Origin of the sequence: Psychrosphaera aquimarina, from assembly GCF_032461525.1 — a bacterium.
Classification (GTDB): domain Bacteria; phylum Pseudomonadota; class Gammaproteobacteria; order Enterobacterales; family Alteromonadaceae; genus Psychrosphaera; species Psychrosphaera aquimarina.
Genome location: NZ_JAWCUA010000001.1, coordinates 277700 through 294454, shown reverse-complemented (window position 1 = coordinate 294454; position 16755 = coordinate 277700). Strand labels below are relative to the sequence as shown.

11 protein-coding genes are annotated in these 16755 nt (G+C 36.1%); all 11 read right to left on the bottom strand.

Going from position 1 to position 16755, the window contains the following annotated elements:
- Positions 1–40: 40 nt before the first annotated feature.
- From RT723_RS01385 to RT723_RS01335, 11 genes are read right to left on the bottom strand one after another with little or no spacing between them, the layout of a single operon-like run.
- Positions 41–454 (bottom strand): DUF4150 domain-containing protein, encoded by a 414-nt coding sequence (locus RT723_RS01385; protein ID WP_315945585.1) that lies wholly within the window; start codon positions 452–454, stop codon positions 41–43.
- Between the two features lie 8 nt (positions 455–462).
- The gene (locus RT723_RS01380) at positions 463–1107 is read right to left on the bottom strand and encodes a DUF3540 domain-containing protein (RefSeq protein WP_315945584.1); all 645 of its coding nucleotides are present in this window, start codon (positions 1105–1107) and stop codon (positions 463–465) included.
- 27 nt (positions 1108–1134) lie between these two features.
- Positions 1135–2181 carry a pentapeptide repeat-containing protein gene (locus RT723_RS01375; RefSeq protein WP_315945583.1) on the bottom strand — a complete coding sequence of 349 codons (1047 nt, stop codon included), beginning with the start codon at positions 2179–2181 and terminating at the stop codon, positions 1135–1137.
- Positions 2181–5015: a DUF2169 domain-containing protein gene (locus RT723_RS01370; RefSeq protein WP_315945582.1), complete on the bottom strand. Its 2835-nt coding sequence runs from the start codon at positions 5013–5015 to the stop codon at positions 2181–2183. Before RT723_RS01370 ends, RT723_RS01375 begins: the two co-directional genes overlap by 1 nt.
- A complete protein-coding gene (locus tag RT723_RS01365) occupies positions 5015–7870 on the bottom strand; it encodes a type VI secretion system Vgr family protein (protein ID WP_315945581.1) in 2856 nt (951 codons plus the stop codon). The genes RT723_RS01370 and RT723_RS01365 overlap by 1 nt, the downstream gene beginning before the upstream one ends.
- A 7-nt stretch (positions 7871–7877) precedes the next feature.
- On the bottom strand, positions 7878–8885 hold the full coding sequence (gene tssG, locus RT723_RS01360; protein ID WP_315945580.1) for a type VI secretion system baseplate subunit TssG: 1008 nt from the start codon (positions 8883–8885) through the stop codon (positions 7878–7880).
- A complete protein-coding gene (tssF, locus tag RT723_RS01355) occupies positions 8849–10576 on the bottom strand; it encodes a type VI secretion system baseplate subunit TssF (RefSeq protein ID WP_216055696.1) in 1728 nt (575 codons plus the stop codon). The genes tssG and tssF overlap by 37 nt, the downstream gene beginning before the upstream one ends.
- An 8-nt stretch (positions 10577–10584) precedes the next feature.
- Positions 10585–11007, bottom strand: a complete 423-nt coding sequence (gene tssE, locus RT723_RS01350; protein WP_216055695.1) for a type VI secretion system baseplate subunit TssE — start codon at positions 11005–11007, stop codon at positions 10585–10587.
- A gap of 5 nt (positions 11008–11012) precedes the next feature.
- Positions 11013–11501 carry a type VI secretion system tube protein TssD gene (tssD, locus tag RT723_RS01345; protein ID WP_315945579.1) on the bottom strand — a complete coding sequence of 163 codons (489 nt, stop codon included), beginning with the start codon at positions 11499–11501 and terminating at the stop codon, positions 11013–11015.
- An 18-nt stretch (positions 11502–11519) separates the two neighbouring features.
- Positions 11520–13253, bottom strand: coding sequence for a type VI secretion system contractile sheath large subunit (tssC, locus tag RT723_RS01340; RefSeq protein ID WP_315945578.1), 1734 nt, complete (start codon positions 13251–13253; stop codon positions 11520–11522).
- A complete protein-coding gene (locus tag RT723_RS01335; RefSeq protein WP_315945577.1) occupies positions 13253–16744 on the bottom strand; it encodes a type VI secretion protein IcmF/TssM N-terminal domain-containing protein in 3492 nt (1163 codons plus the stop codon). The genes tssC and RT723_RS01335 overlap by 1 nt, the downstream gene beginning before the upstream one ends.
- Positions 16745–16755 lie beyond the last annotated feature (11 nt).

Genomic DNA, 16755 nt, shown 5'->3' with positions numbered 1-16755 from the left:
TATTTTAATAAGAAATTATTATTATTTATTAACGATGACATTATGCCAAAATCATTACTTTTACTTGTGACGGTGCCAATGTCATACCAAATGCTCCTGGCATGATGCCATTTTGTCCAGATAACCCGAGCATTTTGTTAGCTGGTAACCCACCCATAAATGTTTTAACACTGCCTAACAATTGCCTTTGTGGTCCCATCACCATACCGGATAATGGATTCATCATTAAACCGCCGTTATCACCATTACTCATTGGCGTGATAGTCATCATGTTATGGTTAGGCATGGCCAACGTTAACACTTTCACCTGTGACGGAATAGCTGTCATTGGGACGGCTATATTAGGATAAGGTATCGGTGTTGGTATTGGACCAACAGGCGAAGGTATTGGTGTTAAACATACGTCTGGCATTGCCATGTTTAGCCCACCCATTTGTGTTGTAGCAAAAACCATATTACCTCCTAGCCCATATGAATTCGTTCACCATCAATTTTTACATCTTTTCGAGCCGTGATTAATGCGTCTCTAGAGCGAATTGAAAGCGTTTTTTTTATGGTTTGCATAAAGTTAAGGCTAGTTTGCTGATCAACCCCATCCACCGTTTTAAAGCTATTTTTCATTCGTTGCGTTAAACAATCCGTTATAAAATTAAACGCTTTCGAAATAGAATTTACTTCACGCCATTGGCTCACTACTTTATCGCCACGGACAGATAACTGATTACTTATTATTGAAGTATTTAAACTATTAATTGCCAATTTATTTGTTGTTAAATTGGTTTGTGAAGGACTGGTTATGTCTATGCCCTCACCACCTGATAAATTAATCTTGCCATGTTTAGCAACTAATGAAACATCGGCTGGAAATTGCAGTTTCATATCTTCGTTATTAGGACGTTCTATTATGGCAAGAATATAAAGCTCATTACCTGAGCTCACTAAGACTTTATCACCAGGTTCAGGCGAAACTAAACAACTAAATGCTAGTTTGGCTCTTACACAGCCTTGTGAATACAACACCATAAAATCTTTACCAAAGCCGCCTTGAACTACAGCGATTTCAGTCTGTTGAATTGAATGATCATGTTTTGTTAATGTACTAGTCACAACGACCTCCCATATAAGTCAAAGCAATTACCACTGCTCGGCTTTTTGTTTAGTTTTATCTGTTTCAAGTGCAACACTTCTATTAGCATTTCGCCAAATCGTATCTTGCTCAATCACTTCATGTAAATTAGTTCTGTATAACTTAGTGTTCGATAAATCTGCGTTGGTTAAATTTGCATGGCTAAAATCAACATATGTTAAATCGGCCCCATCAAATACAGCACCGGTACAATCTGTTTTAACCATTAACGCTTGCTCAGCAACTATTTTTGTAAAGTTAACTTTGGTTAAATTAGCTTCTTGCAATAACGTTTGTTGCATCTTCGCTTGACTGAAATTAGCTCTGGTCAGGTTCGCTTTAATAAAATTGGCTTGTAATGCTTGTACCTGACTGAAATTTGCCCCGGTTAAATCGGCTTCCATAAATCCAGCTTGAGATATATCCATTCCCATAAAATTTGTGTCTACCAATACAGTCTCTTGAAACTGCGGCTTAATAAATCCTACCTTGGTAAAATCATAACCTGTAAAATCAGCTTTTTGAAAAAAAGGTAACTCCCAACTAACGTCCGTTAAATTAATATCTTTAACATTACATTCCAGAAAATTAACTCGAAATGCCTTAGATAATAGCCAATTGGTTTCGCTTATATCTGCGTTGATAAACGAACTTTGATCAAATTTTGCTTCTATGAACTTTGCCTGATGTAAACACGGATTTATAAAGCTTGTATTATTAAAATTACTTCTAGAGAAATCTGCATGACTAAACTTAGCGTCAATAAAATTAGCTAATCTAAGGTCACAACCAGTAACACTAATACCCTGACCTTTTGGTTCTATAAAGTTGGCCAAGATTAAATTAGCATTGTTAAGAATAGCCCCGGTAAAGTCACAGTTAATAAAATTACATTCTTTTAACTTAGCACCTGTTAAATTAGCATTACTGAAGTCAACAGATTCAAAATTGCCACCACCTATATCAACACCTTGATAATCTTGATTTGATAAATCATGACCTTGTATTAGTGGTTCGCCACCTTTAACTGCTTTTTCTAATTCATGTTTTAGCATTAAGGTCTCCAGTCTTTAAGGATAGTCTGGTCTAGATTTGAACCTTTATACTTATTGGCCCCTAAGGTGGCATCAATAAAGTTTACACAATATAAGTTAGATCCTGTGAAATCTGCTTCAACTGCATAAGCTTTATATAAAGAGCCTTCCATTAAATTAAAGTTAGTTAAATTTGCACCTTTTAAATTCGACTTCATAAATTGAGTGCGGATTGCTTTTGCATTTACGAACAGGCTACTTTCAAGATCAGAACCGCTAAAATCAGCTTCATCTAACAATGCATTAGAAAAGTCAGTGTTATTGATCTTATTCTCTCTTAAACACGATTTACTGATATTTGCTCCCACAAAGTTACAGTCATTTAATTCACATCCGCCAACAAAACGACTATTGACCATTTGTGCATTACTGAAGTCAGCACCATTAACAGTAGCTTCAACAAAATTTGCAGCATCTAAAATTGAATTATTAAACTTAGCATTGGTAAATATTGGTTTTACAAAATTAGCTTGAGTTAAATCAGCACCTGTAAAGTAGCAATCATTAAATACTGGATTAATGAAGTTACATTGCTTCATACTTGTTTTATCAAAAAAAGTGTCTGTAAAACTAGAGTCTATGAAATTCATCTCATCAATAAAACAATCAACAATTTTAGTTTGAATAAAAGTTGAATTGCCCAATTGAGCTTTTTCAAAATTACATTCAAAGAACTCCGCTCTGGTTAAATTGGTGGCTCCAATATTGGCACCTCTACAATTAGTTTTATGTAGTTTTGCATCGGTTAAATTTGCACCAGCTAATATTGCACCTGAAAGGTTAGCATTAGATAAATCACAGCCTGTAAAATTAACACCTTCTAGATAACAACCTGATAAGTCGACACCTATTAAGTCCATCCCAGTTAAATCAATGCAAGCAAAATCACCATTAACTAACGGTTCACCACTTTGTAATTTATTTATAAACTCTTGTTTTAATTCAGCCTCTTTTTCAGGATGAGGAGAACGGGCCTCTCCAATTAAATGAGCGCCCATAGTATAAGCTTCTTTTAATTTGACTTCTGCTTGTAACAATTGAGCTTCAATTTGTTCAATATCTACATTTATTGTAGGTAATTTATCCTCAGGTACACCCTGTTGACGTAAATCAGACTTTTGGGTTTCCACTTCAAATATTTGATTTTTTACATCGGCTAATTGACCAGTTATATTGGGTCTAGGCCACATAGGAGGAAGGTCAATTTCTGCGATTTTTTGCTCCATACCAGCAATAGCTTCAATGAATAAATGAGCATCTTTATCAGCTTTTAACTTCTCAACTTCCATTTTAATTTGTACTTTAGCATCGGAAACTTTCTCTTCAGCCATTTTTGCGGCATACAATTTAATCTCATCCATTACCGATAAATCTATATTGAAAATATCAATATTATCTGGGGATGTAACCATCCCCGGAGCCATTCTCTCCATGTATGCTTCAATTTCAACTTGATCTGGCGTTTTTTCAGGGTTATCAATTTTATCTATATATGGTATTGGATCTATACCCGCTGCTTTACATTGCTCTATAATCTGAAGTTTAATTTCTTCTGTTTGATTCAAGCTCTCGCTATTTTTACTTTCAACAAACCCATCCATATTAGTTTTACTGAGCATGTCGAGTGGAAAATCAAAATCATCTTGAAGTTGTTTAAAACCACATGTCATACCTGTAGCTATTAGGGGTGAGGAAAATAAAGCATATTTATAGCCATGATCAGGATCAATCCGCTTTTTTAGTTGATTTTGATAATGTTCTAGAGTCCTAGGTTTATCATCACGATTTTCACACGCTAATAATAACGCACTGATATCTGAGCCATCGTCTGAATTAGCTTCTATTGTCCCACGGTATATCATCACTCCCATGGCCGCATTTGGGAATAGCCACAATGTATCGAGCTTAGTTGGTATCTCTTTAAATTGGGTTTCTAACTCATCACTTTCTGCGTTAATGGATGTTTGATTTACAAAAGCACGACCGTAAATTGAAGGTAGATTACCTTCAAGTTTCTTATGTTCAGTGTGCATATTAGTAATGGAATAATGCTCAGTACCTTTAAAATATCCATTAAGCCATTGGTCTTCCGCAGCATCATTAAAATATTCCCAACTTACATCATTAGGTAAACCTGGCATTTGGTTATCTAAATACTCTTGATCATAGGTACCGGCTTTATCGATTCTTGGTTGCCACATAATGTCTACTCGACCAAAACTACCTGGTTGAACTTGTCTTGAAGTTGATGTAATTAGGTTGTTTTTGTATTCAACATTAGGTAAAAACTGAACTTCTCCAGTATCTGTTTCTATTGCTTTAAAGCCTTTCCCTTCTGGGTTAAACGAGTAACCTTCACCACCATAAGCATTTTGATACGTTATCGGCATTTCAGTAAACATAGAAGGTGAACTAGGAGTGATCCCGGCACCTAATAACTTATACCAATGTCTATCGCCAAATACGGCTAACTCTTTATCAACTTGGACCTGATAATGATTATTTTTATCTTTCACTGAAACTGTTAAATGCACAGAACCTGCATTTACTATTTGATTATTAGGAGCGATAAAATTACCACACACCAATACCTCACCAACTTCTTTAGGCATTGCAGCATCAAACACTTCGCTGCCTAATTGCTCACCAATAATTGTCCAGAGTTTCTGCTCAAGTAAAATTTCACCATCAGTTAAAGAAAATGCTATTGGAATAGATACAGCGAAGATATCCTTTTCTAAATAAGTAAAAGATTTGTGAAGAACGCCTAGTTGGAGAGGTTTTATTATGTTCATTACATCATTGTCAAGGCTGTACCATCTACGGTAATGCCTCCATTCCTCAGAGTAACAGCTTTAGTTTGAATATGATTAACTGCTGAAGAAATAGTATTAACTCTAGTAAGTAAATCAGTCAAAGTTGCATCAACATTAGTAGCTTTAACTCGTGCTCCAAAAATCGATTCTGCCTCAAATTTTGCAGCAGTATCAACGTCTGTATTTATCCCAATATTTACCGACAATTTAGCGCTAATACATAATTCAAATTTGGCACCTACAAACATTTCACTAGCAGCACCTACTTGCATTTCACTTGCAGCAGATAACGTCACACTGCTAGTAGCACCTAACATAAATTCACTTGTAGCGCCCATGAACATGTCATTGGTAGCCCCATGATGTGTGCTATGGCAACTGCCTCTAACATGTGAGATAGAGTGTCCATGTACTTCTTCATGTTGATCACCGTGAACATGGCTTTCTTGATCACCAACATATATATCTAATGATTTACCATTGGTATAGCTATAACTATTGCCAATTGTCTTTTCTGCTGCTGTAGAACCAGCTTCTAGCCCTTTCACCAATTCGCCATTAATAGTGCCGTACTTTGGACCTCCTGGAGATGCTTTATCATGTGCGTGTGAGTCATTAATGGTTTCTTCATTTGATTTAATTAAGTTTTCAGTATAACCATTACCAAAATTATAATCAGCTGGGTCTGCACACCAATCAAATCTTCTACCATGGTGGTAAGAGTATTCGTCGCCCCATTTTTGCTCAACCATTTGTTCGCCTGGATCAATAACTCTAGTATCATCCCCCCAGTCATACCCTTCTGAAGTAGCTCCCGTGGTACCTCTGGCATTTGAAAAGTTTGGAATTGGAAATACTTCTTGTTTATCACCTGAACGGTCCATGCCATCTTCATTTACATGAAATTCATCCCAACTATTACCGAAATCATAGACGTTATCCGCACCATAGATATATTCATTACCTGCGGTCCATTTATAAACATCACCAATTCGACGTTCGAACAAGTACTTACCTTCAAGTTCGTCTTCTAATGTAAACTCGGTTTTACCTGCACTAGGGTTTTGTCCATCGGACTCTTTTTTCCAAAAAGTAAAAACGTCCTGTTCATTTATAACATCAGTTGTCGTTTCACCTATTTCTCCCGTTTCAGGATCTGATCTATCTGGAATAGTTGCATCGTCACCATTAGCATTCTCGTAACTTGCACCGGAGGCCGCTACAAATAATTGTTGCCCACCTAAAACTTCTTTTCGTTCCATGCCTTTTGTCATCAGTACATAACCATCACCTGGATGGTTTGGTGAACCTAAATGCATATAGGTTTTATCATCACCCGTCTGCAATTTAATTCTATTTTTGCCTTCCTGATCTTCTAGTTCAATTTTATTGCCTGAACTGGTACGTATTACACTATTGGTTTGGTTATCACTTGTCGTGACACTGGGTTGTGAAGCATTTGGTATTGAACCTGAAATAATTGGTCGGTCAGGATCACCGCCAACAAAAGTTAATAGTACTTCGGCGCCTTTATGAAGTGGGAAACTCATGCCCTGATTTTCACCACTAAACGGTTGACTCATGCGGATCCAATGTGACGCTTTTCCACCATCACGATCAACACGATCAAATGGTAAAGTAACTCGGTACCTACCTTCTTCATCTAACTCAGCATATTGGCCATCACCTTCAGCGTCGATAAAGGCGTTTAACGTGCCATGAATCTCAGGTTTAGCGGTTAACTGTTCAGGTCGGTATTGAGTGGTGCTTGAAATAGCACTGAATTGATTATTGTAAATTGTGGCTGGAGCTGAGCCTGAATCACTTGAATCTAATACACTAGGGTCACTGCCTTCATGATTGATACTTAACAACAAATACTCTTGATTACATGCAGCTCTGAAATGTTGATTTAATTTAAAGTTATAACCAGCAAGTAAACGAATAACCGAGCTTTCACCATGATAGGTTTTCTTACCTGCTAAGATCTCTTCCGCTCTAATATCTGCGAGTAATTTACCTTCATCAGGTGTTTCAATGTTTTGTCCCCAAACATAGACTTCACTATTAGGATTTGCATCAGGGTCTATGATTGCTTCACCTTTAATGTCTACAGACGGTTTATCATCGTTATAATCTTTTACTAAAACGCGATGCGGAACGCGTTTCTGCTGACTGACAAAACTATGAACATTATTCTCTAAACTATTGATCTCCAATGATGCTGAAGGGCTATATAGGATATCTGGTATTGAAATAGTTTCTTGTGCGTTTAACGTATCGCAAAATACCAGTTTTTCACCCGAATCGCCTTCTGCAAAGTAATAATAAATTCCATCTCTTTCCATTAGTCGTGAAATAAAATCTAAATGGTTTTCCCCGTATTGGCATTTGTATGGCCATTTTTTATACGTTCCTTGCAGACCTGATATGTCGTAGTCTAGGTTAGTAAACCCGGCCTCTTTAAGTACTGTTTCAATGATTTCAGGGACGGTTTGGTCTAAATAAATTTCGTTGGTGTGATAAAGCGATAATTCCCATAACCTTGGTACTAACTTAGCTTTATATATGGTTTTATTATTGATTTGTTTTACCGCTTCAAAGTGGGAAACGATACCTTGAATGTTGCGGCTGTCTGCGCCTAGCTTAATGATCAAACTCGCTGGTGATTCCAACATCACATCACTGTCTAAGTCGGCATTATCCGATATCAACTCTATAGCAAACTCATAGAGTCGAGAAATACCTTCATCACCTGTAAAATTAACGACTTTAACTTTATCTGTTTCAGATAATTGTGGGTGGCTAAATGTAAATTGAATAGAATTAGTCATAATTTACCTACTGTAAACGTAATGTACTATAAAGAATGTCAGAATCAGGATTGGCAATGTCTAATGGTTTATTATCCAATAACCAAGTGTCGTAACCTAATTGACACCACTTTGTATCGCCCAAAGCAACTCCTTGAGCTGCCCTTGCGATTAATGCAATTTTAATATCGACTTCTAAAGGTGTATTTAAATAAGTTTTGATCAATTGCAACATCATATTCCACTGTGTTTTATCGTTGACCAACTTATCAAATTGATCTTGGGAAAGCGGTCCTAAATGAATAATAATTTTAGATTTTCTGTCTGTTAATTTATTTCCAAGCAAGGCGTTTTCACCTAACAAACAAGCATTGTTACCTAAACTACTTTGATGTTTTGTTGGTATGCTCACACTGCGTTCAACACATTGTTCAACAATAACGGAAATGTTATTCAGGAAACCTTCTAATAAGACCTGCAAGCCTTCAGCTGAGCGCTGACTACTACTTAATAAGCCAAGATATGATATTAACTGGTTCGCATCCGGGTGTGCTTGCTGTAATTGACTGTCCCTACTCCCTGTAAAGGTATGTAGTAACTGGCTAAATATGCTTTGTTGTTGCTCAACAACAGAGGTAATGATGTTGTATTTGTTTTGTGCTTCGCCATATAGTTGATACAAACGTTGGTGAATAACATCTAAAAATGTTCTAGCGCTAGTTTGATCTTCTTGTTCTAACTCAATCAGTTCATCGGTATAAAAGTTAGGTAACGGTGAAGATGCGCCATATAAGCCCATAAAATTAGTTATAACATCAAACACACCGTCTTCTGTTTTTGTTACCGAAACAATTTGAGAACGATTTAAAGACATTGATAATTCCGGACGAATACGGATCATCATTGATGGGTCTTGGCCTTTATCTATTACAATACTATGCAATAGTGTGATCAGTTTATTAAATGTATAAGCTGATCCATCTCTAAGAATATCTTGTTCTATTGAAGCGGTCTGTTGCCGATCTTGGCTGGCCATAACTGACGCTCCCCACTAAAATAGTCTTCGAATGTTAATTCAGTATAAACATTGATTGTTGTGGTGCCAGATAGAAACCTATCTAACACGCTGCCAAATAAATATTTATCACCAATACATTCAAAGTTTTCTGATTTAATTATTATTTTTATATTTTGACCATGGATAAAATTATTCGCAAATAGGCTTTCCCCTGCGACAACTTCCAACTTATCAATAGATTCAATTTTTTTCTCGTTAACTAACTTATCACTTTTATGTCTGTCATCTGGGGCGATATATTGGCGTAAAATCGCTTTAAGTGTGTCACTGTCTGTAATAGACAAGTAATTCAACGATAAGTGTGAAATCAATTGCCAAAGCATATCGCCATCTAGTGGTATTTTTCTCGCTTTTGTTGGAGTAGTGACATTCCTAAACGTAGTTAATTCTGGCGTATTACCTGTGGCAACACATATATCACCTGGACTTAATTTTTCAGCCGCTTGGCCATTACTACAGGTAAGTTGAGCTTTGAGAATTTCATTCTTACTGATCTGTTGTTCTTGTCCAAATGCCAATTTTATAAAGGTATCCGGCGCATAAGCCGTTGAGCTTTGTTGGTAATTTAATTCATAAACTGAGGTATTACCGTCCGGCTTAGTGAAACCACCAAATAGAATATATTGTCTAGATTCTTGCATTCCTCGAGCATGACTTTCTACGTGATCAACTGAGTATATTTGAATTTCACCACCATCACTGCCTTTATTAGGAAGTAGCTGATATTCACTATGTTGTGCATTAATCAAGATAGATTGAGATTCTAAGTCGAATAAATTCACCGCGGGAGAAGCATGTAATACAAAGTGTTCTCTAGTTATCTTAGGCATCCTAAAATTAGGCTTATCACATATAAATTGAATTTCGAATTTGTCACCCGCTCCACGGCTAACCCAATTGGTTAGATCCAAATCGATAAACAGAAACTTCTGTGGAAATAAGAAATATTGTTGAATTAAATCAAATGCAGGCATCATCCCTTTGGGTTGCGGGAATAAACTTTGTGACTTATCAAAACCCGTTGGGCTTATATCAGTTTTATTTAAGTAACTTTCACCATTGGCAACAACTTTAATTTGTTGAAGTTGGTTAAATAATAAAGAATATAGGTCGCTAGCATCGCTATACTCACCACCTAAAAATAAACGGATTTTATTAAATGGTAACTGATCTAATGTTTGATTGATTAAAGTGAAACCAAGATTGATAACAACACCGGAGTTACCATTTTGATCTAATTGAGAAACTGACGTTAATTTTAATGGTAACAAATCAATAGATTCAGTGGTTTTAAAACGACAACTGCCCTCAGCTGTCTCTTTAGAATCAATATATGTACCGGCTTTAATCTTTAATTCTTTGGCAATACTTGGTTTTGGTTCAAATGCAATAATTGTCGCACTTGGCATAGGTCGTATATATTGAGGGCATACTAATTGTGCCAAACTATGCAATAGCTTTGGGAATTGACTATCTAGCTCTTGGCGAATGTTAGCTGTTAAAAAGGCCACCCCTTCTAGAATTCTGCTCGCATCCGGATCTGCTGTCGCGCCGGATAATGACTTACTAAGTGACGGATTGTCACGGGCAAAGTCGGCAGCAATATCTTTTAGAACTCTGAGTTCTTGTTTGTAATAATCAGTTAGCACAATATAACCTACTCAATCGGATCGAATAAAAAGCTGCCGTTTGTTAACAGCGTGCCGGAAAACGTTAAATTTTGATGTTCATTATTAGTTTCAACTAAGCCTGATATAACAAACGCCATTGATAAATTATCAGAGTTGCTTAGTGTTAATTTTACTTTTGGTTTAATCAACCTTGGTTCATAACTATTTATTAATGCTAATACGACTTGAGCTATTAATTCCCCATTTGGCGCTTGACCATTACCAGGTCCAATCGAAAAATCAGGTACTCCATAATCGTTATCAATTAAAACACTACCCTGTTTGGTGTTTAATAAACCACTTAGGTGTTTTTGAACAGATTTTCGAACGCGTAAACTCAACGATTGCCGAATTTGTTCTTCCGCTAAATCTAATTCACTCAGTCTGTCCATTAACCTTAAATTTTGCATGATGTTTACTCAGTCCCCTTTGAACTGACTTCATATTCAACATCACCTTCACTACCCCAACTCCACAATATTTTTTCGTAACTTAACACCACATCTTCCATCAATCTGTATTGCTCTTCCTGTGTTTCAAAAAAGTGTGGAGTCCAACTTGTAATTTTAGTAATCAAGGCATTTTTTAATACAATTTTGTACGCTAATTCTCTAGTTCCACTTTGTGTATGTTGGTAATAAGCAATACTAACTTCAGATAAAACTTCGCGAGTACAAAGGGCTTGAGCTAGTTTTGGTGTACTCTTATCAATAATTTTATTTATTTTTATACCGCCATGGATCGGTTGCCCTGCACTCAATTGTGTTTTTGATCCAGATGGTATTTCAACTTGATGGTCAAGTTTTAATATTTCGATATCATCTAGATTATCATCATGAGTCGATCCACCTTGAATAACACCTTGTTCTGTTCCAGTTATGGATAAAAAACCAAGCATGGTCATGTCTATATCCTCTTAAAATTAATCAGTGGAAAAATTTAATGTTAATACAAAGTCGTTGCCTAAATACTTCATATGCGGCACAACACTAAGGCTCATTTGCGGTATCTCATCTACCCCTTTACCTGTAATTACAATTTCTGCTTTTTTTAGAGGTTTTCTTGAGCGAACGCTAGCTGCAGGGTTCTCCACATCGGAAGTAAAACGCCTTAACCAACGATTTAACTCGGTTTGTAATTCACTAATACTATCTAACGAGCCTATTTGTTCTCTTTGCACAACCTTCAAATAATGTGCAATACGTGAAATTATAAATAAATACGGTAATTGAGCTTCAACTTGCCCATTTAATTTTTCAGCTGTTGTTCTGGTCGTTGGTATCGACAATGAACCCCAACGCAGAGATCCTGCAGTATTAAAAAATATTTCGTTTTGACGTTTATTTACGGCTAAAGGTAACAGCCCTAAATTACTTAATTGATTTAATTTTGTTTCTGAAAATACACATTCGATTGGAAAATCTGGAATTCTATTTGTTGAATCTGATACGTATTCGACCGAAACTGCGCCACCTACTGGACCACATAAGTCAGTGCAAACGTTGTATTTAGCAAAACTGTTTACCAAACATTGTGCATAAGCAAAAGATGCGTTGCCTAACAAAACATTATTACTGCCTCTCACATTCTCTCGATAAGGCATTCCACCCAATACCCCAGCAGGATAGTTATACCCTTTCCGTAAATTTATACTAGGTAACACTAAACCAATGTAAGAAGAAGTTACATCTTGTTGAAAATTGCGCCATTTTATATATTTAGATGAGCTATATAACTCAGACAAATCACTCAAAGACGCAAGTTGGTCAAAGGTTTCACAACCCATGAACTTAGCAGAAAGACCTGCTATAAATGGCACATGTGCGGCATGACAAACATTAGCAATATTCTTTAATAGTGCTAAATCTTGTGCCCCATTAGCAAATTCATAATCTGCAATAATAGCCGTGTAGGGATGGCCGCCGTATTGAGCGTATTCTTGGAAATAAACGATATCAAATAAGATACTCTCACGGATGTCTCTATTGGCATAAAAATCTTCATCCAAATGTTGTTGGCTAATATCTAGGATTTCAAAATGGGTATTTTTAATCTCTTTAGCGCTATTTAATAGTTGCTTTAAATTACGCCAAATGGATTCAAGTTTTTGAAATTTAGAATGGTGAAGAACAATATCTAACATTTCATACAGATGTTCATTTACATCGCATAATATAAACGGTAACTCAGCAATAGTGATGCTGTCAGGCTGAACATTACACTGTTTTAACAACTGTTTTTGGGCTTCGCTAAAGTAAATCCCATCCAGATTGTTTTTATTCAGAATAACCTGAAGATCAACCATTAAATCCTTATGTGCCTTCAAGTAAGGCACGGAATTAACCAGCTCAAATGCTTCGAAATCAGCCATTGATTTTAAATTAACATCTACATCAATATAACTGATGTTTTCATCAATATCGGCAACGGCCATTTCTAACTGAATGGTCAAGCTTTGCGAAGCAAAGAACTGATTAAAAGTATCAAATGAGACTCTCGAAGGTTTTAATAAATGAGTGTCACCATCTTGATTAGATAGTGTAAAGTCACCCAATATCAACATTTTAAATGGCAACTCAATTTCAGCATTGTCATCAACGGTTTGATAACTAAAACTGAGTTTGTCCCATTTAGGTTGATTAAATAAATCGTTCATTAGTTTTTTGCAGCAGATAATGTTGCAACATTACCTTCCCAGCAACTCGATATCTTACGAGGAATCGATAGTTTTTTACTATTTAATGAACGTAATAACTCTTCTTGACCAGACATACGATATTTAACATCAATAAAACTAATTCCCGATTCTCTTAAGCTTTGAGCATATTCAGGGAAATCATTGGCTGTATAACGTTTTTGTCCTGTTTTAAAAGCTTTTAGGAAATTAGGGAAACCTAATGCCCCTTCAAATTTTTTCTCTAAGACAAAGCGTCCAACGTTTATGGTTAAATTGACCGTGCTACATGCATCTGTCCATTTAAACACTTCACTGTTGAAGAAGTTTTTGTTTATTAACATCATAGGACCAGCAGCACATTGCAACTCTAATCTAGTTTCAGATACGGAGAACTTGCTATCCAAGTTTGTACTAGTTGGTATCGCATCTAAGCGTACTAAGTACTCTTCTTGCTTCGACTGTTTACCGTCTTTTGCTCTTGCAGCAAATGTTAAGAAGTCACTATTAATAGGATACGTTGTTTTATCTACTTTAGTTGCAACATAACCTGCACCAAAGCGCTCAGTAACAAACGGTGCTAATTGGTCGGATAACATCGTCCATAAAATACCATCGGGACCAAATGCCATATTAGGTACTTTATAAGTAGGGACACCCTCTAAGTTTGTTAAAAACTCATCATTCCAAATATTCTGTATCTCACATGAAGACTCAGAAATCATATATTGTTGCATCAAATCAATAGCGCCAGAATATAAATTCCAGAACGCTTTATTAGTATTACTTTCTTTGCCTACAATAGCTTGAAGTTGTTTTAAGCTAGCATAAGACATAGCTAATGGACTTTCACCTTCAGCTGGATTATCTGGGTATTGATATAATGTTGCCACAGCAGCGTGGGAGACAGAACGCATTTCAGCACTGTAAACAAAGTCAGCTAAAGATTGACGATATTCACCAAGTAGTTGACCTGCAGCTTCCAATTGCATTTGACGTTCATCAGGTGATGGGCCAGAAGCACCTTTTGCCATTTTCTTCTGGGTTTTTAAGCCTTTCTTACCGGACTTAGCTAATGCTTTACCTAGCGGTCCTGCTTTACCAACAATTTTAAGTGCCATTTTGGTAAGCATTTTGTTTTGAGCACCATCTGTTTTTTCTTCTGGTGCGAACGCTCTCATATCCTGATAGAACATAACCATAGTGACCCAATCTGGTAATTCTGCGTCATCTTTGTATGGTTGAATTTGCTTTTCGACTGTATTTAAAGCATTAAAATATATGTTTCGGCCAGTCGATAAATTATTGATAACGTTCAGCCATTCATCTCTATTGCTTAACTTCTCACTACCTCGTGAAAAGTTAAGCGCAAATTTTTCCCACTCACCCAAATAGCGCTTTTTATACTCTTCTTCAAATCCAGGTAAGATATTGTCAAGGATCTCATCGTAACGACCAGTTGCTTTGATTTGACCGATAAAGTCATCAATAACGGCTTTTCCTTCAATTGTATAAGCACCGTTGATAATGACATCGTTTTTCATTTTCCCTGTGGTATTGGTCCAGAAGTCAGATATTCTAACTTCATTGCTTTTAGCGACTTCATTCGCCCACGGGATCATCCAATTACTTAAGTTTTTACTTTTAATTAAAATGTCATGTAATTGTTCATTTAACAAAACCACTTCTTGTTTTAACAAGTTTTTATCGGTGATCCACGCTAATGATTGAAGGTAAAGAGTGTTTAATCGATCTACGGTTGCATCTTCATTTATACCAAAAAAGCTTGCATCACTATAACTATATGGAGAAGGCATAGTTTCTAAATAATCTTGCCCCTGACCATCCATGTAAGCGTCAATAATATTAATACGACGGACGAGTGTGCTAATAAATGAAACAATTTTCTCTTCTGATATATCCGCATCACGTGTAAAGCTATTTGCTAATTCTCTGCTAAAAACTAAATCAGTTTGCTCAACTAACCGCGCTTGAACACGTTCAGAGAACATACCTTCTAATTTAGTGATAAATTCAGGCTTGCCAGAAATTCCAAACCATGGGATCCAAGAATGGTTCTGCAACACATTAACCATATCTCTGTATTGGTACAAACTGCTTATATTCCTAGGTAAATTATTTGAATTTTCAAAACTACCTGCGTTTTCATTTATCAACTGATCTAATGTTTCAACATCATTGTCATAACCCACATACAACAAGCCTATCATCACAGCAAACACTGCATTCCAAGCGAATGTTTTACCTAAACGTTGTTTTTGAGCAATTTTTTCTGTTGACGCTAACGAACTAACCATGTTTCGTTCACTTGGAATAATCTCAGTGAAGAAACGATTTGAAAAAATACCTGAATGGTTATTTTGTTGAACCCCCGCTTTGGCTTGACCAACAAAATAGATACCTCTGAAGAAAGGTGTTTTTTGGTATGGATTGGTTTGAAATAACGTTTCTGTGAATGTAGATAGATGACGCTCAAGTTGTTCAAAATTTGTCGGTAACATCAATAAATTAGAACTGACTTTTTCATTTTTAATTGAAGCTAGTAATAATTGTTTTAACCTTTCCGAAATATTACCTACTGCGGTTTTAATAAACTCAGAAACTGGCAAGCTATCATTGTTAACTTCACCTAATGGATCTTTTAGCAGTTGTTCGTCTAGGTCAATGCTCCACTCATTTATACCTGGCAATGCATCTAAATTAGTGATCATTACATATACAGGGACTTGTACATGTAACTGTTGCATAAGTTGTTCTATGTTTTTACGAGATTGAATTCCCACCTCGATTAATTTTTGGCTATTGCCTGAAATTAAGTCGGTAATCGATAATGAAACAATAACACCATTAATCGGCTCTTTTGCCCTATGTTTCTTTAATAATCCTAACAGTTGTAACCAATCTGTGTTTCTATTGTTTGAGTCCTGACTTGCTAAATAATCTCCAGGAGTATCAATAACAATACCTTGGTTATATAAAACCCAGTTAATGCCACAATCCAGATCAGTAACAGAGTCTTTATCTATAGTCGGAGAAGGAAGATTAGCAGACTCCAACGCTTGTGTTTTACCGCTACTAGAATTCCCTATCATCAAATACCAAGGCAACACATACATAGGATCGCCATGAACCTTTAAATAACTTTTCTTTAGCATTTTTATCATACTAGTAAAATTATTTTTAAGTGGCGATATCCCCATTGAAAAGCCAAAGTTCCAAGATGATTTCTCTGCTTGCTCTACATTTACTAAGTTCTCGACTTTCTTTTTTGACCGATAGTTAATGACTATTTTTCTTATTAATAGAAAAGCTAACCAACCTACAAATAAGAATACAAAGATCTTAATACCTAGATCTAGTTCAAAGCCAGCCATTACTGTTCCGCCAATAACTGCAACAGCAATTAACAACCAAACAAATAAAATTAGTAGAAATTTAAGGAATTTTTTCACAATATTTTCTT